We start from the raw sequence: 26215 nt of genomic DNA, 5'->3' as shown, positions 1-26215 counted from the left end.
GTGCCGTGCATTATAGGTAAATTCAAAATCTATGCAACCTATTTTTGCAAAAAAACATTAAAAATTTATTGTTCATACAATTTTTGAGCAAATTGGCAACTTTTAACACAAAACTAACCGCTTGGTGCTTTATAAGCAGTCTGTTTTAACTCTCTTATATTTGTCCTTTATCGTGCTAACAACAAGCAATTGCTTTTTATGACTAAATCAAACTGAGCTTGGGAAGGGGCAATGAGTGAATTATTAAAAAGGCTTTCAAAAATATTGAACGCCTTTTTTATACTTAATTTACGTTTATGCTGGAAATTCTAGGCTTATGCCAAAAGAGCCTGTTTTTGTGTTGCGATTAACTGCTTAATACCTGCATTAGCTAACTCAAGTAAAGTGGCAAGTTCTGCTTGAGTAAAAGGCTCTCCTTCGGCAGTACCTTGAACTTCAACAAGACGACCATCTTCAACCATCACCACATTCATATCCGTTTCGGCGCTAGAATCTTCGCTATAGTCTAAATCACAAACTGCTTCGCCATTGACAATACCAACCGAAATAGCAGCAACTAGCCCTTTAATTGGGCTAACCTTCAACGCTTTTTCCAATAACAATTTATTTACCGCATCACAAACAGCAACACAAGCTCCTGTAATCGCAGCTGTGCGAGTGCCGCCATCAGCTTGGACCACATCGCAATCAACGGTAATAGTCCGCTCTCCAAGTAATTTCAGATCCACAATGGCACGCAAAGAGCGACCAATTAAACGCTGGATTTCCATCGTACGCCCACTTTGCTTGCCCTTTGCGGCTTCTCGTTGCGTTCTCGTGTGTGTCGCACGAGGCAACATTCCATATTCTGCAGTAATCCAACCTTGATTTTGTCCTCGTAAAAAGGCTGGCACTTTCTCTTCTACTGTTGCATTACAAAGCACTTTCGTATTACCGAATTCAATCAACACTGAGCCTTCAGCATATTGCGTATAATGGCGAGTGATTTTGACTGGACGAGTTTGGGTTGCTAAACGATTATTTGCACGCATAATTTTTCCTTTTTCTAAAATTTATCGGCATTTTACAGTACAATGCGTCAATTTTCATTACAAAACAGGATCACCTATGATTTACAGTATGACTGCCTTTGCGCATCTTGAAATAAAACAAGAATGGGGTAATGCCGTATGGGAAATGCGTTCGGTTAATCAACGCTTTTTAGAAACCTATTTCCGTTTGCCTGAAACCTTTCGCCATTTAGAAATGCCCCTGCGTGAACGGTTACGAGCAGCACTCACTCGAGGCAAAGTTGAATGTCATTTGCGTATAGAACTCAATCAGCATCAAACAGATGGCATCAGCTTAAACCAAGAATATTCACAGCAAGTCATCTCATCACTAAAATGCCTTAAACAGATGGCAAATGAGGGTGAAATAAATTTAGTTGATGTACTACGTTTCCCTGGTGTTATCGAACACGGTAACCCAGATCTTGACCAGATTAACCAAGATCTCTTAGCAGGCTTTGAACAGCTCCTGAATGAGTTTATCGTAATGCGTGGTCGAGAAGGGTTGAATTTACAAAAGTTAATAGAACAACGCTTAAAATCCATTTCAGCAGAAGCTGGAAAAGTACAACAACAAATGCCTGCCATCTTACAATGGCAAAAAGATCGCTTACAGCAGCGTTTTCAAGAGCTCAGTTTGCCACTTGATCCGCAACGCATTGAACAAGAAATGGTCTTACTTGCCCAACGAGTCGATGTGGCAGAAGAGCTAGATCGCTTACAACTTCACGTTAAAGAAACGCTCTCAATATTACAAAAAGGCGGAGCAGTCGGTCGAAAATTGGATTTTATGATGCAAGAACTCAATCGTGAAGCGAACACGCTTGCCTCAAAATCGATCAATGCAGAGGTAACCAACTCGGCAGTCGAACTGAAAGTCTTGATTGAACAAATTCGAGAACAAATTCAGAATTTAGAGTAATTCATCTTCCCTTTCTAAATTTCCCTCTGTTTTCAGACTATTTGCCACAAAAACAGAGGGAATAGGTATATAAGCTGCAAAAAATCAAATAAAACTCACCGCTTATCTTCTTTCCAAAAGTTTGCTTTAATCCTCTTTCCCCAAAATTTGGTTGATTTCACTCTTATATAACACAGCTTTTGCCCCAAAAATTGCTTGAATGCCACCGCCTACCTCAAATACATCAATCGCCCCTAGTGCTTTAAGGGTAGCTTTGTCTACCTTTGCTACTTCCCTAACTGATACCCTTAAACGAGTAATACAAGCATCAACATTTTCAATGTTTTCCGCATTACCCAGTGCCGAAATAATCTGTTGAGCCGCTTCGGTTAATGACGTGGTTTGCTTATCCAATACAACGTCATCACTTTCTTCTATGCGACCAGGAGTCAGCACATTAAACCGCATAATCAATAGGCGGAAAGTGAAATAATAAAGGACAGCCCACGGCAACCCAACCAGCACCACATTCAACCAATTGGTCTTATCATTGCCTTGCAAAATACCGAATAAAAGAAAATCAATAAAACCGCCAGAGAACGTATTGCCAATTGAAATATTCAGTAAATCAGCAAGATAAAATGAGGCACCATCAAGTAATGCGTGAATCACATAAAGCCACGGAGCAACAAATAAAAACATAAATTCAATTGGCTCGGTGATGCCTGTAATCAATGAAGTCAATGCTGCACCAAGAAAAAGCCCACCCACACGGCTACGGCGTGCTTTAGGCACGCAGTGATACATTGCCAAACAGGCTGCGGGTAAACCAAACATCATCGTATCAAATCTACCTGCAAAAAAGCGTGTTCCTTCCGTAAACAAACCGTGATGATTCGGATCAGCAAGCTGAGCAAAGAAGATCTTCTGAGCCCCAATGACTGTCTCACCATTCACTATTTCTGTGCCACCCAACTCGGTGTACCAAAACAGCGGATAAATCATATGATGTAACCCCACTGCTCCACTTAAACGCATTAAAAATCCGTAGAAAAAGGTGCCAATTTCCCCCATCTGTGCAATCCCCTGCCCAGCAGACACGAGCCATTGCTGGAAAGTTGGCCAAATTAAGAAAAATAATGCTCCAACCAAAATCCCTGCGAATGCGGTGATGATAGGGACAAACCTCGATCCGCCAAAAAAACCTAAAATTTGTGGCAACTGAATAGTGTGGTAACGATTATGTAGGGTTACGCAAATCAACCCCATCACCAGCGAACCAATCACTCCTGTATCAATCGCTTTTACATCAGGCGAAAAAATAGGAATAAGAGCTGAAATTGTGCCCGTCATAATTAAATAACCGACCACCGCAGCTAACGCAGCCACACCTTTATCACGTTTTGCCAAACCAATACCTAGCCCAATACACAAAAGCAAGGCTAAATTCGCAAATACTACCGATCCTGCTGCAGACATAATCTGAAAAATCCCTTGTAATAAGGGATTATCTAATAATGGGTATGCCTGAACCGTGGCTTTATTTGATAACGCTCCACCAATACCTAACAATAAACCTGCTGCTGGTAAAATGGCAATCGGTAACATAAAGGCTTTACCCACTTGTTGAAGTACCTTGAACATATTTCCTCCGATATAGAATATTTCACTCACTAAACAGGTCGCACCACGAAAATGCGACCAAAATCTATTCTACGTCAATTTAGCCAAAAAGTATTGGAGACAGAAGACAGCTAACTATGTTCAGCAATCTTTTCCTGCTCTAATAAATAGACTGCTTGGAATGGTTGAAGACAAATTTGTTTATCCAACATCTCAACAGTATTGTAATTATTCATCAAAATCTGACCGCTTATCGGCACGCTAACTACTTGCTCCTCTCGACTTAAATTCGCCACAACGGTAAATTTTTGTGTGGCATTTTGGCGACAATATGCCCATACGCACGAATGTTCTAGCAGTAAATCGGTATAATCGCCATCTGTTAGCACCTCTAAGGTTTTACGCAACTTAATCAATGATTGATAAGTATAAAATACCGAATGACTATCCGCTAATGCTTGCTCTGCATTAATTTCACGATAATTTTCCGCTACCTCAATCCACGGCGTTCCTGTGCTAAAGCCTGCATTTTCGCTGGCGTTCCATTGCATTGGCGTGCGTGAATTATCTCGTGATTTTTGGGCAAGAATTTTAAGAATAAGCGGTTCGTTTTCACCTTTTTTTTGCAAGTTGGCATAAGCATTAAAGCTTTCCACATCTCGGTATTTTTCAATGGTCGTAAAATTGGGATTTGTCATACCAATTTCTTCGCCTTGATAAATATAGGGCGTCCCTTGCATTCCGTGTAATAGCATTGCGAGCATTTTGGCTGAAACAGTACGAAGCTCGCCCTCATCTCCAAAACGAGACACAATTCGAGGTTGATCGTGGTTACACCAAAATAACGCATTCCACGCCTTATTGTGCATTCCTTGTTGCCAATAATTAAAAATCGATTTTAATTGCACATAATCAGGCGGTGCATAAGTCCATTTTTCCCCATTTGGGTAATCTACTTTCAGATGATGGAAGTTAAATGTCATCGAAAGCTCCGTCCCTGCCAAATTCGCATACTGCTGACAATGCTCAAGCTGAGTAGACGACATTTCACCGACTGTCATCAAACCATACGGCGTCAGGGCTTTTTGATTCAACTCTTGCAAATAGTGGTGAATTTTATGTCCATCAGTATAAAAACGGCGACCATCGCCCTCAAAATCGTCCTCAAATTGTTCAGGCTTTGAGATCAAATTCACCACATCTAGCCGCAAGCCGTCAATGCCTTTTTCCGCCCAAAAACGACAAATCTCCACTAATTCTGCACGCAGCCGAGGGTTTTCCCAGTTTAAATCCGCCTGCTCAGTCGTAAATAAATGCAGATAATATTTTTGTGCTTTATCCGACCATTGCCAAGCAGAGCCACCAAATTTCGAACGCCAGTTTGTTGGCGTGTCTCGCCAGATATAAAAGTCGTGATATTCACTGTTGGGATCTTCTCCTTGTTTAAACCATTCGTGAAAAGTTGAACTATGGTTGAACACCATATCCATCACCACATAAATATCACGTTGATGTGCCTGTGCAATCAATTGCTCGAAATCTGCCATCGTCCCATAGATAGGATCGATCTCACGATAATTCGCAATATCGTAACCATTATCAATTTGTGGTGAAACATACATTGGCGTAATCCAAATGCCGTCCACACCTAGCGTTTGCAAGTAATCTAACCGCTGAATAATACCTTGAATATCCCCTGTACCAGAACCCGTAGTATCTTGGAAAGATTTGGGATAAATCTGATAAATAACCCCATCTTTCCACCAATTCTTGCTCATTTTTCTGCCCTTATAACATTAACAAGCGGTCAGATTTTGGTAAAATTTTGCAAAATCTGACCGCTATCTCGTTGATTATTCCAACTTTCCAGCTTTTTCTTTACGTTTGTAAACCATTGCAGTTAGAGCAAGTGGTACAGCAACCGCCACTAACATCGCAACCGCAAAAGTTCCCCAATAAATATGTTGAATGGATAAAATGCCTGGTAAGCCGCCCACGCCAATCCCGTTGGCTAACACGCCTGCAAAACCACAAATTAAGCCCGCCAACGCAGCCCCAATCATCGCACACAGCATTGGGAAACGATATTTCAAATTAATCCCATACATCGCAGGTTCGGTAACGCCTAAGTAAGCGGAAAGTGCCGCTGGTACAGACACTTCACGCTCATTGGCTTTTTTGCTGATAAATACGATCGCCAACACAGCCGAAGCCTGAGCAATGTTGGACAACGCAATAATAGGCCAAACAGGCGTACCACCAATGCTTTGGATCATCTGCATATCAATCGCAAGCGTAGTTTGATGTACCCCTGTCACCACGAGCGGTGCGTAAAGGAAACCAAATAACGCTGCCCCAATGGGTGCAAAGCTGCCTGTCATTGCATTTTTCACCAAGAAAGCAATCCCATTACCTATCTCACGCCCAATTGGACCAATAATCGTATGAGCAAGGAAAACAGCAATAATAATCGACGCCACTGGCACAATAATCAAATTCAGATAATTTGGCACAATTTTCGTCATAAACCGCTCAATATACGCCAACGCCAGCCCTGCTAAAATCGCAGGGATCACTTGTGCTTGATAGCCCACTTTTTCGACTGCAAGAAAACCAAAATCCCACACATCAGGCACTTGCGATCCCAATCCGTACGAATTCATCAACTGCGGCGAAACAAGGGTAATACCTAACACAATACCAAGAATAGGCGATGTTCCCATTTTACGAGCAATTGACCAGCAAATCCCCACAGGCAAGAAATGGAAAATCGCCTCGCCAATCAACCACAAGAAACTATGCACGCTCGCCCAAAAATGACTAACTTGTACAAGGGTTTTCGTGCCATTTTCAAACATTGCAATATCGCCAATCACATTACGAAAACCCAAAATTAAACCGCCACTAATTAACGCAGGCAACAATGGAATAAAAATATCCGCCATATGTGAAATCAATCGCTCATAACCTTTCTGATTTTGGCGGGCAGCGGTTTTCGCCTGTTCTTTATCGACATTCGCCAAACCCGTTTTTTCCAGCACAACCTTGTAGTAATCCCCCACTTCTTGCCCAATCACAACTTGATACTGTCCACCTGTGGCAAAATTTGCTTTCACCATTGGCAAACGTTCTAATGCTTTGCTATCCACTTTGCTGTCATCATTTAATACAAAACGCAAACGAGTAATACAATGTGTAACCGTTACAATATTTTCACGCCCACCCACAGAAGCAATCAATTGTTCAACAGAAAGCGGATCAATAATTGATTTAGCCATAAAGTACCTCCTAAATAAAAAGTAACGTGATTATAAGCTGGCAAGAAAAATCCACAATGGGAACGTTCCCACTAAAAATCAGAAATGTGAACTAGATCACATTTTATCAAAATAATGGGGTAACAATGCTCATTCTACGAGCTGGAAAGGTACTTTCTGCTGCATCACGCAATGATCTCCATTTAATTGACGTAGCAACAAATCCACTGCGGTTTTTCCTGCCTGCACATAGCCAAAATCAAGGCAAAGCAAATCGGGACAAAAATGTTGCAATAACGCATTTTCTCCAAGGTAGGCAAGCGGTATAGTTTGCTGATTTTTTTGCAAATATTTTAATGCCCCAATAGCCAAACTCGTACTGCCACAAAGCACGGCAGAAGGTGCTGCTTTCAAGAGCTGTGCGGTCTGTTGAAAAGCACTTTCAGGATCTAATGCTGCCAACACCATATTTGGCGTAAGCTCATAGTCTTTGCAAAAATTGAGATAACTTTGATTGCGTATCCGTCCACTGGTCTCATCTTGATCATCTACCCCTAAATAACCAATTTGACGATGTCCTTTCATATACAGTGCTTTTAACAACGCCTTAATCGCATTTTCATCGTCATAATACACCGCAGAAATATCAGGGTAAGCTCGCACGAGACTGACAAGCGGGCTTTTCCATTGTTGAACGGTTTCCAGAGGCAACGAAGAAAAACCAAACACAATCACGCCATTTACCTGACGCTGCTCGAACAGTTGAAAATATTTACTGACGGCACTTGCCTGAAATTGACTTTCTACAATCATTGGCGTGATATTGCGAGCGTAAAGCTGTTTTAGTATCGCACTCAAGGTTTGCATTTCTGCTGTCGAATGTAAGCGAGTAACAATAATCCCTACGACTGACTCTTGATTTCCACGCATCGCACGAGCAGTACGATCAGGTTGAAAACCTAATTGATTAATCACAGCTTGAATTTTCTCACGAGTTTTCTCGCTAACATTTGGAGCATTATTCAATACCCGAGACACAGTCGATTTCCCTACGCCACAACGCTGTGCAATATCCTTAATCGTTAATTTCGTCATCAAACCGCCCGTTCTGTTTCTGTTAGCCACTCCCCTGACAATTATATAGGGTTTTCACGCAGGTCTAACACAGAATAAAAGTAGAAAATGATTTCATTTAATCTTATCCGCCTAAAAAATAAAAAATTTGATACTATTAGCGTAGTATCTTCCCCTCCCTTTATAAGGAAAACTCTATGCAATATACAAATTTTATTGGGCTTGGCGTAGCGGGCAATTTCGCAGGGCATTTGGAGCAAGCTGGTGAAGCCGCCGATTTCTTGCATGTGAAAACAGAAACCATAACACAGCCCAAAGCTATCTTTCCGTTTTATATCCCAACCGATTGCAAAAATTTAGCCGAATCTGACCGCTTTCTCGCCACCTTTCCGCTCTCGCACAATACAATCCGTTTTCCGAATGATGCAGATAATCTACAAATTGAGCCTGAAGTTGCCTTAATATGTGAAGTACACTACCAGGACAACAAGGTCATTAGATTAACGCCAACCCATTTCGCAGCGTATAATGACTGTTCAATCCGCCGTCCAAACGCACGCAAAATTTGTGAAAAGAAAAACTGGGGAACAGCTTCAAAAGGGCTATCTGCCACCCAAATTGCACTGGATTCTTTTTCTGCTGGTTGCAACTTAGATGACTACCGCATCGCTTGCTTTCATAAACGAGATGGACAGCTCAATGAATACGGTATAGACAGCCCCACTGTCGGTTATAGCTATTTTCATCAACCACTGTTAGATTGGATTGTAGAGAAAATGAATCATCAGCCTGACCAAGATCCGATGAATAATATTGCGGACTTACTCCAGTCAGCACAATTTCCAACGCATGCAATTATTAGTATCGGCGCCACTCGCTATACCGAATTTGGCGAACGCCATTTCCTGCAAATTGGCGATACAAGTATCGTCGTTCTCTATGACAGCAAACGTTTTAACGCTGACCAAATCCGCACAATGGCGATACGAGAAAAATTTGATGAGGTAGGCATTTCAGCCTTGGTTCAACGGATTATTTAAAACAACAAGCGGTAAGATAATGCAAAAATTTTGCAATACCTTACTGCTGATTTCATTTTTCGATCTTGATCGCAAAATTGACTTTTTTCTTTCCACTTTTTGTCAAATTTCGCCTACAGTTTCTCCATTTACAGCACCTATAAGTAAACAGCACAATGAGATTGAAAATACTATTTTTGCTATGTATTGCCGCCCAATTAGAAGCAAGTCCGTTGAATTTGATGCTACTTGAACAATATAAAAATCAAGAAGTAACAGGGTGGGTGATGAGTGAAAAACTGGATGGCGTAAGAGGATTTTGGGACGGTAAACAACTATTAAGCCGACAAGGCTATCCATTTTCTGTACCAGATTATTTCACTCGACATTTTCCACCTTTTGCGATTGATGGTGAATTGTTTAGTGAAAGAGAACAATTTGACAATATATCCGCCATTGTACGATCGACAGAGCCTAAAGGGTGGTATCAACTCAAGCTGCACGTTTTTGATGTGCCTAATGCTGAGGGAAATTTATTTAAACGGTTAGCCGTATTAGAGGATCATTTGGCGAAATATCCTTCACCACATATCGCTATCATCAAACAAATTCCGATCGAAAATAAATTACATTTGGAAAAATTCTTCAACAATATTCAGCAACAAGGAGGAGAAGGGGTTGTCATTCGCAATCCGAATGCTCCCTATGTGCAGGGTCGATCCGCACAAATTTTGAAATTAAAAGCCGTTGATGATGAAGAATGTACTGTGGTTGCTCATCATAAGGGCAAGGGGAAATATGCAGCAAAATTGGGGGCAATCACCTGCGAAAATCAGCGAGGGCGTTTTAGAATTGGATCTGGATTTAGCGACAAAGAGCGAGAAATACCGCCGCCGATTGGTTCAATCATTACCTATAAATATCGGGGGCTCACTTCAACAGGCAAACCTCGCTTTGCGACCTATTGGCGAGAACGTACTGTTCCATAAAGCTCAAACTTGCAAAAATTTTCGCAAAATTAACCGCTTTCTTATAGAATGTCGAACTTTTATCATCACAAGGAACAGTATATGTATCCGAATTGCCCTGCCTGCGAAGGCGAAAACACCTATCACGATTCCATTCAGTTTGTCTGCCCAGATTGTGCTCACGAATGGAATGAACAAGACGTAATCGAAATAGACAGTGATGACGATCAACTCATCGTCAAAGACAGTAACGGTAACTTATTGGTTGATGGTGATGATGTCATTTTAGTGAAAGATTTAAAACTAAAAGGCTCATCGGAAGTATTGAAAAAAGGCACAAAGTATAAGAGTATTCGCCTAGTGAATGGCGATCACAATGTAGATTGCGGTAAGCTATTACTAAAATCTGAATTTTTGAAAAAAGCCTAATATTGCAACTTCAGTAAAAAAACCGTGCCTGACAGCACGGTCTATAGTCCAAATTAAAATTAATTATTTTTCATTATGCGCTGAATACGTCCCGATGCGATCTCTTCTTCACGAATAGTCAGCACCTCACAGCCCTCTTTGGTCACGACAATTTGATGCTCATATTGTGCCGAATGGCTACGATCTTTGGTTTTCACTGTCCAACCATCGCCCATCAAACGGATCTCTTTCTTGCCTGCATTGATCATTGGCTCAATCGTAAACACCATACCCTCTTGCAACACCACACCGCCATCATCAGAAAAATAATGCAGTACTTGTGGATCACAATGGAAAGCATCGCCAATGCCATGCCCGCAATACTCTCTAACGACAGAAAAACCTGCTTTTTCAGCATATTGCTGAATAGCTTTACCAATTTGATTCAGACGAATCCCTGCTTTCACAGTGCGAATACCGATATAGAGCGATTCTTGGGTGACTTCCAACAAACGTTTATCTTTCAAACTTGGCTCACCGACTACATACATTTTAGAATTGTCACCAAAATAGCCATCTTTAATCACGGTTACATCAATGTTTAAAATATCGCCTTTTTTCAATTTTTTATCATCGCTTGGAATGCCGTGGCAAACTACTTCATTTAAAGAGATACAAATTGCTTTTGGAAAGCCGTGATAACCCAAGCAAGCAGGCGTTGCTTGTTGCACGTTTTCAATATATTCGTGACAAATTCGGTCAAGTTCTCCAGTGCTTATCCCCTCTTTCACATAGGGTTCAATCATTACCAGCACATCAGCTGCCAGCTGACAGGCTACTCGCAGTTTTTCAATTTCTTGTTCAGTTCTAATTGGAATATTTTTCATTTTTACTCTCATTTAATAGTATAGGACAACAACCACGCCTTTCAGCATGAATTACCGCCTGTTCATTATACGTTTTTCACCTCATACTTACCACCGCTGATTAAAGCTGATTTTATTTGCATTATTTACATTTCGTGTATGATAGCCTGCTCGCAGCAACTCACCGTTCTCGATGGTGATCCGAACAAGCGGTCATTTTTAAGACTAATTTTGCAATGGAAAAGAAAAAATGAAAAACATACTATTACTTAACGGTCCGAACCTAAATATGCTGGGTAAGCGTGAGCCACATATCTATGGCTCAAAAACATTAGCCCAAATTGAATGTCAGCTCCAACAAGCTGCACAAGACAAAGGCTTTAATTTAGCCTGTTTTCAAGCCAACAGTGAAGAAGCCTTAATTCATCGTATTCATCAAGCCTTTGAACAGACAGATTTTATCATTATCAACCCAGCGGCATTTACACACACAAGTGTGGCATTGCGTGATGCTCTGCTGGCTGTGGCAATCCCATTTATCGAAATCCATATTTCCAACGTCCATTCAAGAGAACCGTTCCGCTACCATTCCTACTTTAGCGATGTAGCTCAAGGTGTGATTTGTGGTTTAGGTATTAAAGGATACGACTACGCTCTTGATTATGCTATCAATAGTCTAGCTGTAAAGGAATAATTAAGATGACTAATTCACACTATAAATGGCTTAAAGCAACACAAATCTACCCTGACAGGGGAAAAAAATCCTATCGTTTAAAACGCTTTCGCTATCTTCTACGTTCTTGGTTGCATTGGTCAAAGATAAAAAGATTCGAACAGTTTATAAATGCTAATCCGTTGCTGATTCCTCTACTGAATCGTCGCGTGAATTTTGGCTACCCTCTTGTTCATCGTTTTCTAGATAAACGCTTTAATAGTGAACAGCGGTTTCAGTGCATTAAAGATAATTTACTTTTTTTGTCAACGCATTTATCCACAAAGGATATTGATCCAATTTGGGAATATCCTCTCTCTTTTGGCGAGATTGTTGAAGAATTTGAAATAATTCTCAACATTAACGAACAACAACCGATGGAAGGCTATTTAGCATTAGAATTACGTTACAAACCAACTAGGCAACTAGTTTATTTACTTACTTTTGGTAAATTAAATTCAACATCTTTGCTGATTGCTGCAGTGCAAGGTCCCAACTATGACGGTTCTAAGGAACTAGTGAAACAACTCACTAAAAAATGCCATGGCTTACGCCCCGCTTATTTGATGGTAGAAATGATGAAAGGCTTAACACAAATATTAGGTTATCAACAACTGCTTGGTATTCCACAAAAATATCAAAATAAATCACGTTTAATACAGAGTAAGCGCTACATTGTAAACTACAATACCATTTTTCAAGAAAGCGGTGGAATTCTAGATCAATACTGGCTATTACCAATAACGAACAAGCGTAGCTTAGACAATATTGCCAGTAATAAGCGTTCTATGTATCGAAAACGATATGAAATGCTGGATAAGTTGATGGTTACAATACAGGACAAATTGAGAGCCTAGCATCGTACATAATTCTGTTTTTTCAGCTAATTTCTTAAGATTTTCATCGCAAATTAATGAAAATTCAGGTAACCTAGCACCCCTTGTAACTTTGCCTTGCATTAGACTTGCAAAGATTGATTAAACACTATTCACGGATCTCAGTATGGATATTCGCAAAATAAAAAAACTCATTGAACTTGTTGAAGAATCAGGTATCACGGAATTAGAAGTCACCGAAGAAGAAGGTACAGTCCGCATTAGTCGTGCAGCCCCAGCTACTGTGATGGCAGCACCAATACAATATGCACAGCCTGCAATGCCCGTTGCTCCAGCAGCTTCAGAACCAACAACCGCTGCTCAGCCAGCCGTAGCTGCACCTGCAGAGGAAATCAGCGGACATGCTGTACTCTCTCCGATGGTTGGCACATTCTACCGCAGCCCAAGCCCAGAGGCTGCACCATTCGTCGAAATTGGAAAAACAGTAAAAATTGGTGATGCACTTTGTATCGTGGAAGCAATGAAAATGATGAACCGTATCGAATCTGACAAAGCAGGCGTAGTCAAGGCCATTCTTGTTAAAGATGGTGAAGCGGTCGAATTTGATCAGAAACTATTCATTATCGAATAATGCTATCTGGCAAGCGGTCATATTTTTGCATTTTTCATACCGCTTAGACAGTCTTTTTTATATTGCTTAAAAAAAGGGCAACCCAAATGTTAGAAAAAGTTGTAATTGCAAACCGTGGCGAAATTGCCCTGCGTGTATTGCGTGCGTGCAAAGAACTCGGAATTAAAACAGTTGCAGTGCATTCTACTGCAGACCGTGAATTAAAACACGTCCTCCTCGCTGATGAAACTATCTGTATCGGTCCAGCACCTTCACCAAAAAGCTATTTAAATATTCCTGCCATCATTGCAGCGGCTGAAGTAACAGGGGCAGATGCTATTCACCCAGGCTATGGTTTCCTATCTGAAAATGCTGATTTTGCAGAGCAAGTTGAAACCTCAGGTTTTATTTTTATTGGTCCAACCGCTGATGTGATTCGTTTAATGGGCGATAAAGTCTCTGCGATTAATGCAATGAAAAAAGCAGGCGTACCTTGCGTTCCTGGATCAGATGGTCCTGTTGGCACAGATTCGGATAAAAATAAAGAAATCGCTAAACGGATTGGGTACCCTGTGATTATCAAAGCATCAGGGGGAGGAGGCGGTCGAGGTATGCGTGTGGTACACCACGAAAAAGATCTCGAAGAATCCATTGCAATGACGAAAACTGAGGCAAAAGCGGCATTTAATAATGATATGGTCTATATGGAAAAATACCTTGAAAATCCACGCCATATCGAAATTCAGGTGCTTGCAGATACACATGGCAATGCGGTTTATTTAGCTGAACGTGATTGCTCTATGCAACGCCGTCATCAAAAAGTAGTAGAAGAAGCACCCGCACCAGGTATTACGCCAGAGTTACGCCAATATATTGGAGAACGCTGTGCAAATGCTTGTCGTGAAATTGGCTATCGTGGAGCGGGAACTTTTGAATTCTTGTACGAAAATGGCGAATTCTACTTCATTGAAATGAATACTCGCTTGCAAGTCGAACACCCTGTAACTGAGATGATCACAGGTATAGACCTAGTAAAAGAACAGCTTCGTGTTGCAGCGGGATTACCGCTATCATTTACCCAAGATGATGTCAAAGTGCGTGGACACGCAATGGAATGCCGTATCAATGCAGAAGACCCAAACACATTCTTGCCATCGCCTGGTAAGATCACACGTTTACACGTTCCTGGGGGCTTGGGGGTACGTTGGGACTCACACATCTATGCAGGATATTCAGTACCGCCAAATTATGACTCAATGGTCGGTAAGTTGATTACCTTTGCAGAAAATCGAGATATCGCAATCCGTCGCATGGAAAATGCACTCTCAGAGACGATTGTAGAAGGAATTAAAACAAATATTCCGCTACATAAGCAAATTCTCTCTGATAAAAGTTTCCGCCAAGGTGGAACCAATATCCACTATTTAGAGCATAAACTCGGTTTAAAATAGTTGAATAACTAACATCAAAAACTCAATAAAAAACCAAATACCCTGTTCAGATTTCATCTCAAGTATTTGGTTTTTTATAGGTTTTCTCTTATTTCAGCTATTAATTAAAAACGAATTGAAGTTGCATTATTTTTTAATACCGCATTAAGCTCTTGAATATTTTGTACCCCTTTCGTTTTTAACCATTCTACAGCAGCAGATTTGCCCTGTGCTTTATAGATTTTCGCCCCTTCTGCCCATGTTGCTCGTCCACATAACACACCGTTATAGTGCGATCCTGCTTGCTTGGCAAATATTAATGTTTGCTGAAATAATTTCGCAGATACGCCTGCACTCAAGAAGATAAAAGGCAATGCTGAAATCGAACTTTGCTCGGCAAAATAAGTCGCTGCTTGCTGCTGGCTATATAATACTTCTCCCTCAGCAAAGCCCTCTACATACTTCATATCAACAGGCACTTCTACTTTAAACACGTCCACGCCATATTTAGGATCTACATAGCTACGCATTGCATTAATAACTTTATGGGGTTTTAGCCTAGCAAACTCTTTTTCATCATCAATATTCGCATCATAAGTCAAAATCTCCAAAAATAGCGGTATCTCCTCTGCTTTACATTCAGAGGAAACACGTTCTACAAACGCTTTTTTGCGATCATTAATGCAATCAGATTCATCAACGTCAACATAAAGCAACAGTTTCACAGCTTCCGCCCCTTTTTGCTTCAATCTAAAAACAGAAACTTCATCAATTAAATCTGGAAAATGCCCCTCAACAGCTTTGTCGTAACCTGTTTTTTCGTATGCCATCATTAAGCCTGTTTTATTCTCTCTCACATTTGCGGCTTCCCAGCCAAATTCAGGATCAAGTAAAATAGCTGACGCATAAGGAGTTAAAATAGCAGAAACAAGACTTTTAAATTCACTGATTTGAGTCGCCGTTGTATCATCTCCCAACATTCGTTTTAATGCTCCACGTTGATCTATGGCCAAGGCACTAATAATGCCCTGCTCGTTACACATTTTTTTCAGTAACTCTGCTTTTTTAAGCCCATTTATTTGCTTTGACATAGAGTATTCTCCTTTAAATTCCATCATCTTGCTGTACAGTATTCACTTTGGTATTAGCCAATTGCTCCGATAATTTAACAATACCTTGTTTACCACTGCAGATAGCCAGTTCAACCAGCTCATAAAAATCTAACTCATCTTTTTCCATACAGCACTCAACTAACATTTGTAGATTTGTGCCTGTGATTACCTCACTTTTCACCAAATTTTTTGCAACCAGTGAAGCCACTCTAAAAGGTGAGCCACCTAAAATATCGCAGCAAAACAAAATGTGGCTTTGGCAATCAAAGGACTCGATAGCAGCTAAAATTTCTTGCTTCAATTCTGCTGGACTTTTACTCTCAGGAAAGTTAAGAAATACTACATTTTCTTGCTCTCCAATGATTTGCCCGAGGGCATATTGCAATCCTGAGGCAAATTGACCGTGTCCTAAAACAATCATATTATTCATAAGCACTCCTTAAATTTGGCTAGATTTCTCTAGCCAAAATAAGTGATGTTCAATTATAGGAAGCCAAGAAAACGCCCAATAATCCCCAAAGCAACAGTTAGCATAATCAAACGTAGTGGCGACCAACCTCTTTTTACTAACCAATACATCAATAATGTGTAAACTAATGGCAAAAACGCTGGCATCAATTTATCAATCACATCGCTTTGTACTTTAACAACCGCATCACCTGCTGTGATTTCAAGCGTAGTATTAAATCGAATATAAGTCGCAACCAAAGCACCAATCACTGTCATACCGACCATAGAAGCAGCGTGTCCAACTTTCTTGGTATTCGATTTAATCACTGGAATAGCAGCAACCCCCATACGGTAAGCATAATGTGCTAAACCAAAACGCAGCCCAAAATGGACAAGGTTGAAGACAACAAAGAAGAACACGGCTCCCATAATCGATCCTTGTAGTGCAAGGCTTGCCCCAATACCGCCACAAATTGGCAACAACGTAAGCCAAAACATCGCATCACCAATCCCACCTAAAGGTGCCCCCACCGCAATTTTGGTACTTTGAATACTATTTACACTCTGTTTAGAACGCTCCATTGCCAATATAATCCCCATGACAAACGTAACTAAAAATGGATGAGTATTAAAAAATCCTAAGTTACCTTTCATTGACTTACTCAGGTCTGATTTATTTGTATGGATTTTCTTCAATGCGAGAGCAAGCCCATATAACCAGCCTGCTGCCTGCATTCGCTCATAGTTAAATGAAGCCTGTAATAGCAATGAACGCCACGCCATTTTGTTAAGATCCTGTTTCGTTAGCTCGGCTCCCATGGATTGATCTTGGTAAACATCATCATTTTGCAATGCAAATTGCATATTTTTAGATTCCATTTTCAAACTCCTCTTTTTTTACTTCCGTACTTTCAGCACCTTTACGCATATAATCAATAATTGCCATTGCAGTTGCGGTAGCAGCGATTGCCAAAATAGGTAACGCTAACCAAGCAGCAGCAACAAACCCCAAGATAAAATAGGGAATATATGCATTCTTCATCATAATTTTCATTAAGACTGCAAACCCAATGGCAGGCATAATGCCTCCTGCGACACCAAGCCCATCAATGACTTGTTTTGGCAATAGCTCAATAATTTTCCCAGCGTGTTCCGCACCAAAATAAACGGGTAAGAATGCACAGAAGAAATAAAATGTGCCTAGCACAAGTAAGCCAAAATAATTAACATAATCAATACCTTTTAAATTTGCTTCTTCTGCCATTTGATCACAACGAACCATCACGGCAGACATTACAGAAAACAGGAAAGTAATCCCCATTTGTACTGCAATTGCAAAAGGTACAGCGATTCCGACCGCTACCTTTGGATCGGTTTTGGTACTAATCGCAAAGGTTGCTCCAACCACTGTACCAATGATGACATTTGGTGGCTGAGCTCCCGCCAGCGGAGCTAATCCCATCCAAACTAACTCCAATGTACCGCCAACTAAAATACCCGTTTGTAAATCACCCAAAACCAAGCCTACAATAGGGCCTAATACCACAGGACGATGAAAGTGTGTTAGCCCATTATAAAGATCAAGCCCAGCTAAAAAGGCAACAATGCCTAGGGTAATTGATTGCAATAATCCAATTTCCATAACTCCTCCTTATTTGAGTAATTTAAATAAGTCTATGCTCTCTTCTGTTGGTACGCCTTGTATATAGCATTCCACACCTAATGCTTGTAACCGCTTAAAAGCATCAATATCGTATGTGCTAACCGAGACTGTTTTATGAACTTGCTGCTTGCCTTCAATAAAATGCATATTGCCAACATTAATTTTTTTGATAGGCACACCGCCTTCAACTAATTTAAGAAAATCAGCAGGACTGCGACAAACCAATAAAATTTTCTGCCTATCCGCAGCACGATGAATATTGTCAATGACTTTTTTTAATGACCAAAAACGCACATCAATACCATCGGCTAATACCATCTCCATCAGATTTTGCTGCATTTCATCTTGAGCAACCTCATCATTCGCCACTAACACCAAGTTGGCACCTGCAAACCCAACCCATTGCACACCAACTTGTCCGTGAATTAATCGCTCATCAACACGGTTTAATACAATATTTGGCATAATTTTCTCCTTTAAATAAAATGCGTTAAACGCCTATGAAAGAGGATAAGAGTGAATGATCACCCCCTTCACCACTCTATTTACTTCGCCTGTTGGACAAGGATTATCTGTTGTGTGTCCCATTAGGTAAGAGCGATAAAAAGCAAACATCTGTGCAAATGTGATATAAGGAAAAACAAGAGCAAGATCAGAGAGATCAGATAATCCCTCTAAACAAATTTGTCGCTCTGCAGGTAGTCGATGATCCAATTGTGCCGTTAAAATAACCAAATTACTTACTTTCCCATCACGCAACAGTTCATTACAGAGATCAATATCATATTGACGAGTATAGAAATCGTTTGATAAATAAACAAAGACTGCTGTTTGAGCATTAATAATGGATTTCGGTCCGTGGCGAAAGCCTAATGGCGTATCATAAATTGCAACAACTTCGCCAGCGGTCAATTCCAATAGCTTCAACGCAGACTCTTGTGATAAGCCTTTAAATCCCCCACTCCCTAAATACACAACACGATCGACATCATTGCTCGCCAAAGCCTTAATTTGCTGGTGCTTTTTTTCAATAAAGTCTTGCGTGATATAGGATAATTTTTCAACAACATCACAACAAAAATGAGGCTGAAAAAACACAAGTGCAGCTGCTAGCGTCATACTGGAAAAGCTGGAGGTCATTGCAAACCCCTTGTCATTCGTTTGTGGCGGAAGTATCAATGCACAAACATTTTCAGTAGCATAATTTTCTCGATAAAGTTTGCCCTCTTGGTTACACGAAAAAATCAAGTGGTAGCCCTGATCGACAATTTGATTAACAAGTTTTACCGCTGAAGCACTTTCAGGGCTATTGCCCGAGCGAGCAAAGGACACCAGTAAAGTTGGTCGATGTTTTTTCAAATATTGATAGGGATTAGAAACCAGATCGGTGGTTGGAATAGCTTGAGCTTTTAATGAAGTGAATTGATTAAAAAAAGGTAACAGTACGTCTCCTGAAAAAGCAGATGTCCCCGCACCTGTCAAAATAATATGTAGATCCGCTTGCCGTAACAAGGGAGCAAGAAAAGCATCAAGAGCTTGCCGCTGTTTTGCCACAAGCTCGGCGGTTTGTCGCCAACAAGCGGGCTGTTGACAGATTTCTTTTGCAGTCCACAATGCATTGGCTTGTTCAAGAAGTTGGATTTCAATTCCCAAATAACTCATCTCTCACTCCTTATAAATAAGAATAAATATTCTACTTACTCAGGAAATTGATGATATATACTTATTTGGAAAGAAAACCTTATTCTTGATTAACCAAAATCACCTCAACGCCTTGTTGTTGGAAAGCCTGTAAATACTCTGCAGGAATTCCATTATCAGTAACGAGCACATCAATTCGAGCAAAATCACGAATAACGTGAAAACTTCGTTTTCCAAATTTACTCGAATCCGTCACAGCAATCACTTGCGTTGAAATATCGCACATCAAGCGGTTCAGACTTGCTTCTTGTTCATTATGCGTTGTAATGCCTACTTTGAGATCATAGCCATCAACACCTAAAAACACCTTGTCAAAAACATAATTTTCCAAGTTTTTTTCGGCTGAAATTCCAGAAAAAGACAACGCATTTTTCCTCAATATACCGCCTGGCATCCGAACCTGAACACCCTCTGCTCCAGTTAATTCCATTGCAACATCAAGACCATTCGTCATCACCACAACATCTCTCAAATACTGCATATTGAATGCAATTTGTTTAGTTGTAGTTCCTGAATCTAAGATAACAGAGTCACCATCATTAATCAGTTTTGCTGCTGCCTGACCGAGTAACTGCTTGACTCTAATGTTTTGATGATCCCTTTCCTTTATAGATAATTCACTCATCATTCGGTTACTTGGCAGAGCAAAACCGTGTGAGCGAACAATCAATCCTTGTTGTTGTAAATAGCGAAGATCATTACGAATAGTCACACTCGATACAGAGCAATACTTAGCAAGTTCTTCCACACGAATACTATTTTTAGTATTCACAATTTGAACAATCTGAGCACGTCTTTCCATCGTACTTATCATTTCAATTCCTTACGAAACAAAATGAAAAATTATTTCATTTTGTTTCGGATTAATTATTAATGCTTTCATTTATAGCGTCAAATACTTTCTTTCAAAAATGTGATCCACTTCACACATTTCGATAATTTATACCAAAACCTTTGATATTTTGAACCAAATTATAGCCATTTCATACCTATTTTAATAGTAAAAGCAGCTTGTCAGCACAAATCCTGCACATAAAATGAAAGAAAAAGAAAGATAAAACCATTAAAACCTAAAATATACAAAAAATACACTTCGCATCTTAGAGATCTCAAACGATCTTGTGGTCAAAATATTTTAGTAAAAAATAGTGGCTACATATTGACTATGGTTATTTATCCAGTAAAATAGCTTGTATAAATAACCAGTATTTATACAGGACATATTATGGCACAGCTTAGAAGTTTAACTCGTAGTCTACCGTATCAGCCAATCCCTCTTTACCGTGATTCAAGCTCTGATCGTTCGATCAAACTTGATCTTAATTCGCTTTGCATTCGCCGCCCAACCCACACTTTTTTTATTCACGTTAAAAATCCACACCTATTAGCGTGGGGGATTGAGGTTGATGACTTATTAATTGTTGAAAATAACACCAATCTTTTGGTCAACGATTTAATCGTGCTTGAAAAAGCTGGAGAATACAAATTCTATCAATTTTTCAATGAGATTGAAGGAGAAAAAATATTATTCTCCCTTGATGTAAGAGAACCTAACCTAAAAATACAACAATGGGAAGAAATCAAGATTGCAGGGGTCATCACAAATGTTGTCCATAATATGCGACATAGAATAGCAGCTAAACATACAACACAATAATGTTTACTATTGCGATTCCTATCTTACTGATTATCTAGCCTGTTCCAAAGAACGCAAGAATGTTATTTCATCTTGCCAAATTTCAGGCTGAATAGTCTCAAGAATAAGAGGCTTATCATCAAAACGAGGATCATTCATTATAAATTGGAACACCTCTGTGCCAATCGTGCCATCTTGTAAAATATGATGGCGATCAACTCGACTTGCCAAAGGCGTTTTTGATCCATTTAAGTGCATTCCACGCAAAAAATTAAATCCTACAACCTGCTCAAATTCAGCAAAAACTTTTTCAGCTTGGTGAAATGAGCTAATGTCGTAACCTGCTGAAAATAAATGGCACGTATCCAAACACACACCAACTCGCTGCTTATTTTCAACTTGCTGAATAATTTCTGCCAAATGCTCAAAACGCCAACCCAAGTTAGAACCTTGTCCTGCCGTATTTTCAATAACAGCAACCACATTAGGCACAGCCTCAATCGCTAAATTAATAGATTCTGCAATTCTCGCTAAACAAGCTGATTCAGAGATTTTATTTAAATGGCTACCTGGGTGAAAATTGAGTAGCTTTAAGCCTAATTGATCGCAACGAACCATTTCATCAATAAATGCTGAGCGTGATTTCTTTAAATTTTCAGCGTCAGGACTACCTAAATTAATCAGATAGCTATCGTGCGGTAAAATATAATCAAGCGAGAAATGATGTACCTGACAAAAACGTTTAAATTTCTCAATATTATCTGATTTCAAAGCTGGAGCTTGCCACTGCCGCTGATTTTTTGTAAATAAGGCAAAAGCATTTGCACCAATTTCTACCGCCCTCAATACCGCATTCTCAACGCCACCAGAAGCACTTACATGTGCACCAATATATTTCATTCCTATTTCTCCTTATATTCATCTTATAATTGTTGTAGGATACCACCTTTTATATTTAATTTACCCTAACAGGATTTTTTCCTAACACAATTTTTCCAATTATGATTAATGATTTTTCTTTACTCTGCCGCTTATTTGGCAATCTCTTTTTACGTTCACCGACTGATCCCATTTTACACAACACATTTAACTGGCTAAAACAAGGCGGACTTCGCCAACAATGGGCATTAAATACAGATATCCAAAGCGAACAAGCACTCACTATCGTTGAAAATAATGCAATTCCAGAGCAGCTCTCTATGCATTATGCTATGCTTTTTGGTGAAAATGGCAAAGTAACAACTGCAATTTCCGACTATGGTTTTTCTGTTGAAAAATTCATTTTATTCCGCCAATTGCGTGCAATGCCTGAATTGAAAGAACCCAATCATACCGCGTTATTGCTACTAACCGCTTCTTGGATTGAAGATAACCTCCATTCACTTGAAGCACAGCGAGAACTTTTTGAGCAATTCTTACTTCCTTGCCTAAGTAAATTTTTAGGACAAGTAGAAGCCTTCGATACAAACTTTTACAAAGCATTAGCACAACTCACCCGTGATGGGTTAAGTGCAATGGCAGATGAGTTAGAAGAAACTCCTATTAAATAAAAGGATATTCTTTTTATAACGTTTTTGCATAAGGGGCAGTATTTTGTTCTTTACCTTTGGCTAGAACATAGCTATTTTGTCGAAACGATAACTCACTCTGATTTAGGGGAAACTATGAAATTGAATGCAAAACTATCTATTGCTACTGCAACGCTACTCCTCTCTGGCGTTGTACAAGCAGAACATAAAACCTTCGTAAACTGCGTAAGCCGCTCACCATCAGGATTTAGTCCTGCGTTGGTGATGGAGGGTATTTCTTATAATGCCAGCTCTCAACAAGTTTATAATCGCCTCGTTGAGTTTAAACGAGGCTCGACTGAAATTGAACCTGCACTCGCTGAAAGTTGGACAGTGAGCGAAGATGGCTTAACTTATACTTTTAAGTTACGTAAGGGTGTCAAATTCCACTCAAATAAATATTTTAAACCAAGTCGTGAATTCAATGCTGATGATGTTATATTTTCTTTCCTACGCCAGCTTGATAAAAACCACCCTTATCATAATGTATCAAAAGCTACCTATCCCTATTTCAATGTGATGAAATTTCCCCAATTACTAAAATCCGTTGAAAAAGTGAACGATCATACAGTTAAAATTACATTAAATAAACAAGATGCAACCTTTATTGCTAGCCTTGGAATGGATTTTATCTCTATCTATTCTGCAGAATACGCAGATAAGTTGCTTAAAGCAGGTACGCCAGAAATACTAGATACTACCCCTATTGGCACGGGTCCATTTGTATTCTCTGGGTATCAGCTTGACCAACGTATTCGTTTTCTTGCTCATAAAGACTATTGGAATGGTAAAGCAGATATTGATCGCTTGATTTTTGATATTGTACCTGATGCAACTACCCGCTACGCTAAATTACGAGCTGGTACATGCGATATGATAGATTTCCCAAATCCTGCTGATCTTGAAAAAATGAAAACCGATCCAAAAATTAACCTCTTGTCCCAAGAAGGATTAAATATCGCCTATATTGCCTTTAATACCGAAAAAGCCCCTTTTGATAATATCAAAGTTCGCCAAGCACTAAATTACGCAGTAGATAAAAACACCATCATTGATGCGGTCTATCGTGGTGCTGGTGTTGTCGCTAAAAACCCATTACCTCCAACCATTTGGGGCTATAACAACAGCATTACTGGCTATGAATACAACCCAGAGAAAGCAAAGGCATTACTTAAAGAAGCTGGTTTTGAAAACGGTTTTGAAACCAATATTTGGGTACAACCTGTGGTTAGAGCCTCTAACCCAAACCCACGTCGTATGGCTGAATTAATCCAAGGCGACTGGGAAAAAGTGGGCGTAAAAACTAAATTAGTCACTTACGAATGGGGAGACTACATCAAACGCACCAAAGCAGGAGAACTAACAGCAGGCACTTATGGTTGGTCTGGTGATAATGGCGATCCTGATAACTTCTTATCACCACTATTTGGCTCCGCAAACATTGGTAATAGTAACTACGCTCGCTTTAACAATCCTGAGTTTGACGCTTTACTAGAAAAAGCAGTCGGCTTATCTGACAAAGCAGAACGTACAAAGATCTACGAACAAGCACAAGTTATACTCAACGAACAAGCACCGTGGATAAATGTTGCACACTCGATCAATTTTGCCCCGACAAGCAAACGAGTCAGAGATTTCAAACAAAGCCCATTCGGTTATTCATACTTCTATGGCACGAAAATAATAGATTAATCTCTCTCCCTCCATTTTTGGAGGGAGAAGAAAAAATTTAATTAGGATTAAAAATAACAATTGTCTTACCGTGAGCGGAGATTAATCCTTCATCTTCTAACATCTTTATTACTCTCCCAACAGTCTCACGGGAGCAGCCAACCATTTGACCAATTTGTTGGCGGGTGATCTTGATTTGCATACCTTCAGGGTGAGTCATCGCATCAGGCATTTTTGATAGATTAATCAATGTTTGAGCAATGCGTCCTGTTACATCTAAAAACGCAAGGTTACTGACTTGACGAGAAGTCATTCGCAGACGGCGTGCCATTTGTGCGGAAAGATACATCAAAATATCAGGATTCAGTTGGACAAGCTGTTTAAACTTTATATAGGAAATTTCTGCAATATCACAATTACCCTTCGTTCTTACCCAAGCAGTGCGTGGTTGAACATGGTTTTCAAATAAACTAATTTCCCCCACAAATTCCCCCTGACCAAGATTGGTGAGTAACATTTCTTTTCCATCGTCATCCTTAATAAAAACAGAGACATCTCCGTTGATGATGTAAAAGAGTGATTCTGCATTCTCGCCTGCATTGATCATCATATGCTTAGCTGGATAACGGTGAATTCGGCAATATTTTAGAAACCATTCCACTGTGGGATCGTTAATTGAAGGAAATGAGCCAATACCTTCAAGTTGTGCCGTGGAAATGGATACATTTTGCATAAAAACCTCTACTATAGTTGGCTTATCAGCTCGTTTTTTTACAATTCTAACATAACTTTACATATTCTTTAAGAAAGATTTTTTTTCTTTAATATCAAGGCTTTCGTTTAGTTCTGACCATACAATGACGACTTTCTCAGCTTGTAATTGTGCTAATAAGCGTACTCGCTTTTCTGTTAGAGAAAGTTCTTGCACTCCGTAATCTGTGCCTTCACGCAAGATAAATGAATCAAGGATATTAATTAGCGTATCTTCTTCAAGTTGTTGCCACGGAATAATCATAGTCTCGACCAATAAATTGTATTACCTAGTAAAATAGTGGCTTAATAAATGCCCACTGTTTCTCAAAATGTTGATATTGGCTAAACGTGAAATTAGAACGAACGAGACGTATAAATTGCCCTTCACAAAAATTAACCAAATAAGCTGCCAATGCTCGTTCATCAGTAAACCCTTTCCCCTCACGAAGCTTACGCATTTGTAAAATATTGACGAATTGCAACTCTAATGCATCAAAAAATTTAGCGACTCGATTTTTCAATATTTCATTTTCAAACATCAGTGCGTGTCCTGTAAGGATACGAGTTACCCCTGGATTCTTTTGAGCAAAATCTAAAATCGTTTGCAAAATCATTTTGATGGCAGATTCAGTATCTTCTCTACGTTTACTGATATTAATATAGCTAGTCAGCGTTAATTCGATCTGCTCAATGAGTGCCTCAAATATTTTAGTTTTACTTGGGAAATAACGATATAATGCCCCCTCCGAGACGCCGACTGCTGCGGCTAAACGCTCTGTTGTAATACGTTGCATTCCTTGTTCTGAATTAAGCAATCCAATCAATACCTCAAGTACCTGTTGCTGACGTTCTTTCACTGTCCTTTTAGGCATTTTAACCACAAGCTCAACCATAGCTATCTCTCTTTT

28 protein-coding genes are annotated in these 26215 nt (G+C 39.7%); 11 read left to right on the top strand and 17 right to left on the bottom strand.

The window, feature by feature from the left end:
• Positions 1–314: 314 nt before the first annotated feature.
• The gene (rph, locus tag EV693_RS08100; protein ID WP_132501871.1) at positions 315–1031 is read right to left on the bottom strand and encodes a ribonuclease PH; all 717 of its coding nucleotides are present in this window, start codon (positions 1029–1031) and stop codon (positions 315–317) included.
• 76 nt (positions 1032–1107) lie between these two features.
• On the opposite strand from rph, the gene EV693_RS08095 reads away from it, so the two are divergent.
• Complete coding sequence (locus tag EV693_RS08095; protein ID WP_132501869.1) at positions 1108–1971, top strand: YicC/YloC family endoribonuclease; 864 nt, start codon at positions 1108–1110, stop codon at positions 1969–1971.
• Between the two features lie 126 nt (positions 1972–2097).
• Here the strand turns inward: EV693_RS08095 and EV693_RS08090 are convergent, their stop codons facing one another.
• The 4 genes from EV693_RS08090 to EV693_RS08075 form a co-directional block, all read right to left on the bottom strand.
• Positions 2098–3594 carry a PTS transporter subunit EIIC gene (locus EV693_RS08090; protein ID WP_132501868.1) on the bottom strand — a complete coding sequence of 499 codons (1497 nt, stop codon included), beginning with the start codon at positions 3592–3594 and terminating at the stop codon, positions 2098–2100.
• A 110-nt stretch (positions 3595–3704) separates the two neighbouring features.
• The gene (gene treC, locus EV693_RS08085) at positions 3705–5351 is read right to left on the bottom strand and encodes an alpha,alpha-phosphotrehalase (RefSeq protein WP_132501866.1); all 1647 of its coding nucleotides are present in this window, start codon (positions 5349–5351) and stop codon (positions 3705–3707) included.
• A 75-nt stretch (positions 5352–5426) separates the two neighbouring features.
• Positions 5427–6851 carry a PTS trehalose transporter subunit IIBC gene (gene treB / locus EV693_RS08080; protein ID WP_132501865.1) on the bottom strand — a complete coding sequence of 475 codons (1425 nt, stop codon included), beginning with the start codon at positions 6849–6851 and terminating at the stop codon, positions 5427–5429.
• A gap of 129 nt (positions 6852–6980) precedes the next feature.
• Positions 6981–7925 (bottom strand): LacI family DNA-binding transcriptional regulator, encoded by a 945-nt coding sequence (locus EV693_RS08075; RefSeq protein ID WP_132501863.1) that lies wholly within the window; start codon positions 7923–7925, stop codon positions 6981–6983.
• A gap of 176 nt (positions 7926–8101) precedes the next feature.
• On the opposite strand from EV693_RS08075, the gene EV693_RS08070 reads away from it, so the two are divergent.
• From EV693_RS08070 to EV693_RS08060, 3 genes are all read left to right on the top strand, one after another.
• Positions 8102–8944, top strand: a complete 843-nt coding sequence (locus EV693_RS08070) for a DUF5718 family protein (RefSeq protein ID WP_132501862.1) — start codon at positions 8102–8104, stop codon at positions 8942–8944.
• Between the two features lie 155 nt (positions 8945–9099).
• A complete protein-coding gene (locus EV693_RS08065; RefSeq protein ID WP_132501860.1) occupies positions 9100–9912 on the top strand; it encodes a DNA ligase in 813 nt (270 codons plus the stop codon).
• Between the two features lie 81 nt (positions 9913–9993).
• Positions 9994–10320 (top strand): zinc ribbon domain-containing protein YjdM, encoded by a 327-nt coding sequence (locus tag EV693_RS08060; RefSeq protein WP_132501859.1) that lies wholly within the window; start codon positions 9994–9996, stop codon positions 10318–10320.
• Between the two features lie 59 nt (positions 10321–10379).
• Here EV693_RS08060 and map read toward each other — a convergent pair whose 3' ends face one another.
• Positions 10380–11186 (bottom strand): type I methionyl aminopeptidase, encoded by an 807-nt coding sequence (gene map / locus EV693_RS08055; RefSeq protein ID WP_132501858.1) that lies wholly within the window; start codon positions 11184–11186, stop codon positions 10380–10382.
• Positions 11187–11415: 229 nt separating this feature from the next.
• Here map and aroQ point away from each other — a divergent pair, with 229 nt between their 5' ends.
• From aroQ to accC, 4 genes are all read left to right on the top strand, one after another.
• Positions 11416–11859: a type II 3-dehydroquinate dehydratase gene (aroQ, locus tag EV693_RS08050; RefSeq protein ID WP_132501857.1), complete on the top strand. Its 444-nt coding sequence runs from the start codon at positions 11416–11418 to the stop codon at positions 11857–11859.
• A gap of 5 nt (positions 11860–11864) precedes the next feature.
• Positions 11865–12734, top strand: a complete 870-nt coding sequence (locus EV693_RS08045; RefSeq protein WP_132501855.1) for a VirK/YbjX family protein — start codon at positions 11865–11867, stop codon at positions 12732–12734.
• Positions 12735–12879: 145 nt separating this feature from the next.
• Positions 12880–13344: an acetyl-CoA carboxylase biotin carboxyl carrier protein gene (gene accB, locus EV693_RS08040; protein WP_132501854.1), complete on the top strand. Its 465-nt coding sequence runs from the start codon at positions 12880–12882 to the stop codon at positions 13342–13344.
• 86 nt (positions 13345–13430) lie between these two features.
• Positions 13431–14774, top strand: a complete 1344-nt coding sequence (gene accC, locus EV693_RS08035) for an acetyl-CoA carboxylase biotin carboxylase subunit (protein ID WP_132501853.1) — start codon at positions 13431–13433, stop codon at positions 14772–14774.
• A gap of 104 nt (positions 14775–14878) precedes the next feature.
• Here accC and EV693_RS08030 read toward each other — a convergent pair whose 3' ends face one another.
• From EV693_RS08030 to agaR, 7 genes are all read right to left on the bottom strand, one after another.
• A complete protein-coding gene (locus EV693_RS08030) occupies positions 14879–15844 on the bottom strand; it encodes a tagatose 1,6-diphosphate aldolase (RefSeq protein ID WP_132501852.1) in 966 nt (321 codons plus the stop codon).
• 13 nt (positions 15845–15857) lie between these two features.
• Positions 15858–16295, bottom strand: a complete 438-nt coding sequence (gene agaF, locus EV693_RS08025; RefSeq protein WP_132501850.1) for a PTS galactosamine/N-acetylgalactosamine transporter subunit IIA — start codon at positions 16293–16295, stop codon at positions 15858–15860.
• Positions 16296–16348: 53 nt separating this feature from the next.
• Positions 16349–17194 (bottom strand): PTS N-acetylgalactosamine transporter subunit IID, encoded by an 846-nt coding sequence (agaE, locus tag EV693_RS08020; RefSeq protein WP_132501848.1) that lies wholly within the window; start codon positions 17192–17194, stop codon positions 16349–16351.
• Positions 17184–17957, bottom strand: a complete 774-nt coding sequence (gene agaW / locus EV693_RS08015) for a PTS N-acetylgalactosamine transporter subunit IIC (RefSeq protein ID WP_132501847.1) — start codon at positions 17955–17957, stop codon at positions 17184–17186. Before agaW ends, agaE begins: the two co-directional genes overlap by 11 nt.
• Positions 17958–17966: 9 nt before the next feature.
• Positions 17967–18443 carry a PTS N-acetylgalactosamine transporter subunit IIB gene (agaV, locus tag EV693_RS08010; RefSeq protein ID WP_132501846.1) on the bottom strand — a complete coding sequence of 159 codons (477 nt, stop codon included), beginning with the start codon at positions 18441–18443 and terminating at the stop codon, positions 17967–17969.
• 33 nt (positions 18444–18476) lie between these two features.
• Entirely contained in the window at positions 18477–19640 is a 1164-nt protein-coding gene (locus tag EV693_RS08005; RefSeq protein WP_132501845.1) for an SIS domain-containing protein, read from the bottom strand.
• 79 nt (positions 19641–19719) lie between these two features.
• Positions 19720–20493: a transcriptional repressor AgaR gene (agaR, locus tag EV693_RS08000; protein ID WP_132501844.1), complete on the bottom strand. Its 774-nt coding sequence runs from the start codon at positions 20491–20493 to the stop codon at positions 19720–19722.
• A 411-nt stretch (positions 20494–20904) separates the two neighbouring features.
• On the opposite strand from agaR, the gene EV693_RS07995 reads away from it, so the two are divergent.
• Complete coding sequence (locus EV693_RS07995) at positions 20905–21336, top strand: LexA family protein (RefSeq protein WP_132501843.1); 432 nt, start codon at positions 20905–20907, stop codon at positions 21334–21336.
• A 30-nt stretch (positions 21337–21366) separates the two neighbouring features.
• Here EV693_RS07995 and nfo read toward each other — a convergent pair whose 3' ends face one another.
• Positions 21367–22215, bottom strand: a complete 849-nt coding sequence (gene nfo / locus EV693_RS07990) for a deoxyribonuclease IV (protein ID WP_132501842.1) — start codon at positions 22213–22215, stop codon at positions 21367–21369.
• 101 nt (positions 22216–22316) lie between these two features.
• Between nfo and EV693_RS07985 the strand changes: the two genes are divergently transcribed.
• Positions 22317–22865 (top strand): TorD/DmsD family molecular chaperone, encoded by a 549-nt coding sequence (locus tag EV693_RS07985; protein WP_132501841.1) that lies wholly within the window; start codon positions 22317–22319, stop codon positions 22863–22865.
• 114 nt (positions 22866–22979) lie between these two features.
• On the top strand, positions 22980–24575 hold the full coding sequence (locus tag EV693_RS07980) for an ABC transporter substrate-binding protein (RefSeq protein ID WP_132501840.1): 1596 nt from the start codon (positions 22980–22982) through the stop codon (positions 24573–24575).
• Positions 24576–24612: 37 nt separating this feature from the next.
• Here EV693_RS07980 and crp read toward each other — a convergent pair whose 3' ends face one another.
• From crp to slmA, 3 genes are read right to left on the bottom strand one after another with little or no spacing between them, the layout of a single operon-like run.
• Positions 24613–25287: a cAMP-activated global transcriptional regulator CRP gene (gene crp, locus EV693_RS07975; protein WP_132501839.1), complete on the bottom strand. Its 675-nt coding sequence runs from the start codon at positions 25285–25287 to the stop codon at positions 24613–24615.
• A gap of 57 nt (positions 25288–25344) precedes the next feature.
• Positions 25345–25569, bottom strand: a complete 225-nt coding sequence (locus EV693_RS07970) for a YheU family protein (protein WP_132501838.1) — start codon at positions 25567–25569, stop codon at positions 25345–25347.
• 25 nt (positions 25570–25594) lie between these two features.
• Entirely contained in the window at positions 25595–26200 is a 606-nt protein-coding gene (slmA, locus tag EV693_RS07965; RefSeq protein WP_132501837.1) for a nucleoid occlusion factor SlmA, read from the bottom strand.
• Positions 26201–26215: the final 15 nt, after the last annotated feature.

This window comes from Nicoletella semolina, from assembly GCF_004345745.1.
GTDB lineage: Bacteria > Pseudomonadota > Gammaproteobacteria > Enterobacterales > Pasteurellaceae > Nicoletella > Nicoletella semolina.
This window is presented reverse-complemented; position numbering and strand designations above follow the sequence as displayed.